The sequence below is a fragment of the Psychrobacillus sp. genome (genome assembly GCF_056205495.1).
Window position 1 is genome coordinate 1 of record NZ_JBAEAP010000480.1, and the last position, 3994, is coordinate 3994.

Here is a 3994-nt window from a genome sequence, read left to right on the forward strand (position 1 = left end):
TTAGAAACAAACAAGGAACCTTCGTTTGCAAGAGCAATTGCCTTTGCCTTTGCCATAATCTCTGCATTCGGCTCATAGCCAACTGGAGTTGCTACAGCAATGTGCATTCCCATGTATGCAGCAGCAATCACTAAGGAATGTGCAACATTGTTACCATCACCAATGAAAGCTAGCTTCAGCCCTTTCGTATGACCTTTCACTTCTTGTACTGTTAATATATCTGCTAACGCCTGACATGGATGGTAGAGGTCTGTTAGGCCGTTTATAACAGGTATACTTGCATGCTCCGCAAGCTCTTTAACCATAGCGTGTGAATTAGCACGAATCATAATGCCATCTAGATAACCCGAGAGGACATGTGCTGTATCATAGACAGATTCCCCACGACCAATCTGCAAATCTCTAGCGTTCATGAACATACCATTTCCGCCTAGCTGCTTCATCCCCACCTCAAACGAAATCCTTGTACGAGTAGAGTGCTTTTCAAATATCATTCCTAATGTCTTCCCTTCTAACAATGGAGGACATTTACCAGCCTTCGTTAAAGACTTTAAGTTTGTTGCTAGTTCTAGTAATTCAGTCACTTCTTCCTTAGAGTAATCCAAAAGTGTTAAAAGATCCTTTCCTTTTAAACTATCAACTAATTTAAGATTTACCCACTCCAATAATTTCATACTCATAATCCCCTTTACCCGTATCTTCTGTAATTGTTATTATAAGTATGAATATTTATAAAGTCAAGCGAATTTATATACATTTTTTATACATAAAAAAACTAATGAGGAATACTGCTGTATTCTTCATTAGTTTTGTTTAATTAGTTAAAAGTTATATTGTTTACTGTATCACGATCAAGCTTTTTAATAACTTCAACAATCAATTTAACTGTATTCTCGTAATCATCTCTATGCAGGATTCCTGCATGCGAATGAATATAACGAGTAGCGACACCGATTGACAAGCAAGGTACACCATTTAAGGAAATATGCATAGACCCTGCATCTGTTCCTCCACCAGCAATTGTTTCAAATTGATAAGGAATATTATTTGCTTCTGCTGTATCCACTACAAAATCGCGTAATCCTTTATGGGATACCATAGAAGCATCAAATAGGACGATTTGAGGGCCATCTCCCATTTTACTAGATGATTCTTTTGGAGTGATTCCTGGAGTATCACCAGCAATACCCACATCAACTGCAAAGCCGATATCAGGGTTAACTTTTGCTGTAGAGGTTTTAGCTCCGCGAAGACCTACTTCTTCTTGTACATTCCCAACACCATATACGATATTTGGATGATCTTGGCCTTGTAAATTTTTCAAAACATCTATAGCAATAGCACAACCAATGCGATTATCCCAAGCTTTTGCAAGTAGAAGTTTATCGTTGTTCATTACAGTGAATTCAAAGTATGGAACGACCATATCGCCTGGTAATACTCCCCATGACATAGCTTCTTCTTTAGAGGAAGCACCAATATCAATAAACATTTCTTTAATATCGACTGGCTTTTTACGTGCTTCTGGGCTAAGGATATGTGGTGGTTTAGAACCGATAACACCTGTAATAGTTTCGCCATTACGAGTAACAATCGTTACACGTTGAGCTAGCATTACTTGTGACCACCAACCTCCCACTGTCTGAAAACTCAAGAAGCCCTTGTCATCAATTTTAGAAATCATAAAACCAACTTCGTCTAAGTGACCTGCAACCATGATTTTAGGTCCGTTAGCATCTCCCACTTTTTCAGCGATTAAGCTACCAAGGTTGTCATATTCAATTTTGTCTGCATAAGGGGCAATATATTTTTCCATTACTTTACGCGGTTCACGCTCGTTACCGGGAATCCCTTTTGCATCCGTAAGTTCTTTAAGCATTGTTAATGTTTCATCTAATTTTGTCATTATTTCGCCCTCCTAAATATACTCACCAATTAATTATATGATAAATTGAATGCTTATTCAAAATATATTTTTAAAATTCTAAAGATACATAAATACATCTGAATTAATCGGCACCGGCGCCGCCACCGCTATCCCCACTGCCACCTCCATGGCTTCCTCCACTATCTGAATATGTAGTGGATGCTCCAGAAGAACCATCTCCAGAAAATAGTAACCCTTTTGTCCATCTCCATGAATCCTCTACATATTTCATAGGGTCTGTGTCTGTTAACAGCAATCCAGCCAATGTGGTAGCACCCGCTGTTTCTAGTGGATAAGACCGGCGACTTCGTTTAAACAAGTAGGCTCGAATGATCCACTTATCTTCCTTGTTTAATAAAGTATGATCTTGTTTGCTAAGTGACTTTCTAAAAGTCCTTATAGAATCCTTAGCTCTGACTGCGTTCATCGATAAAATATTCCTTGGTACAGTAAAATATAAAACAATGAAAGCAAGTAACAAATCATACGTTTGGTTAAGTAATGCTTCATCTACCAAATTTACGCTAGCAAAAAACATGAAGCCTATATATAAGAATAATAATCGTTTTGATTTTTTCTTCCACCAGAGCGTTCCTGTATATATAAGAGACACTGTTATAATGCATACAATTCCCCAGATGCTTCTTAAGTCTGCATAATATGCAATAGAAAATAGTATAGCCAATATAATGGTCGCTATACTTAAAATCGCAAGTGGAATACGGTTATTTAAGGCACCAGCCTCGATCATCTCTGATTCAACTTCTAACTCCCATTGCTTCTGCTTTTCTTTAAATATTTTTTTCCGCTGAGCAAAATAGCCATTTTGCCTTTTCTCATCTCTTGCTGCTCCAGCAACATCGTGTAAGTTAAACGTCCATTTGTTTGATCCATTTTTTACTCCAAATAGCCAATCTATTATTGTATTTTCGAAATTGGCATTCACTAGACTTCGATTCACCAGTTGAAACTCTAATGTCTCTCTAGGAGCCTTTGTATCATTTTGAAAACGAACTGCCGCTTTTCCTTTGCTTACCTTTACTGCTCCTTTTTCTACTAATGAAAATAACCCTGCCAAAAAGCTTTTTTTATGAGTCTTTCCGATTTGATCAACAAAAAACATGTACAATGCATCCGTCTCTATCACATCTTTTTCAGAGCCAGTCCTCCAAAAATGTCTCTGTGGTAATAAAACAATTAATAAGACTGCAACAATAAGCATTCCCATCATAAATTTTGGGATGAGATTCTTTACCATTCCAATGTTATCTAAACGACTCTGCATCTTATTAAATTGTTTTTGCTCTAAAGCAATGGCTCCACTTAAAGTTTGTGCTGACTTAATCTTCGGCATTGTCGTCATTACGGAAGAAGGAAAATAGAAACTAGTCTCTGTAGTAGAATACGCCTCCGATTTAGGAGTCACAAATCGTATACCATATTGGTTTTTTTCTCGTTTTCCCGCATGTCGATCAAACATAAATCCATCGAAAGTATCAGGATTTAGTGGTTGCGGAAGTATAAAATCTATTGTCACATTTTCGTAAGCTTGATCATGTGCATCCCCGCTAAAGTACGTCACCTTTACCTCACTGTAATTGTCATATGTCTTAACAGCATTCTTTAAGGTATAAGCATAGAAGTAAGATACCTTCTCATTAGTCTTCTTGATGTTTGTACGAAAATGGCCTTCCTCAAAGGAGACAGTTAATGGAATCATCGATTCTGCTCCCACAAAGCCTGGCTCCATGTCTAAGCTAGTAAGCTCATAGGAATAGAAATCTACTACCCGCTCATTGTATGTATCAGGAAATTCTCTATAAAGGTTATGAAAGGAGCCATCAAAAGTATAGGTAAATACCTCATTAACTAATAAGTCGCCATTCGGTTGAATCCATGACTTTATATGTACTTTATCAATACTATAAGATTTTGCTTCTCCTATAGGGCTAAAGGAAAGGAAAGCTACCATAAATAACAATAAGGGAATAATAAACTTTTTCACATGACAACCTCCCATAACAAGATAACTATCGTACGGAACGTAAAACAAATAAGTTTCATTTT

Annotated in this window: 3 protein-coding genes; all 3 read right to left on the reverse strand. The window is 37.1% G+C overall.

All coding sequences use genetic code 11. The features are described from left to right. Positions 1 to 674 (reverse strand): ornithine carbamoyltransferase (locus tag AC06OU_RS13835; RefSeq protein WP_475856527.1); only part of this gene is annotated, 674 nt, incomplete at its 3' end. Between the two features lie 143 nt (positions 675 to 817). Then, a complete protein-coding gene (locus tag AC06OU_RS13840) occupies positions 818 to 1906 on the reverse strand; it encodes a M42 family metallopeptidase (protein ID WP_475856529.1) in 1089 nt (362 codons plus the stop codon). 103 nt (positions 1907 to 2009) lie between these two features. Then, positions 2010 to 3932 carry a DUF2207 domain-containing protein gene (locus AC06OU_RS13845; RefSeq protein ID WP_475856531.1) on the reverse strand — a complete coding sequence of 641 codons (1923 nt, stop codon included), beginning with the start codon at positions 3930 to 3932 and terminating at the stop codon, positions 2010 to 2012. Positions 3933 to 3994 lie beyond the last annotated feature (62 nt).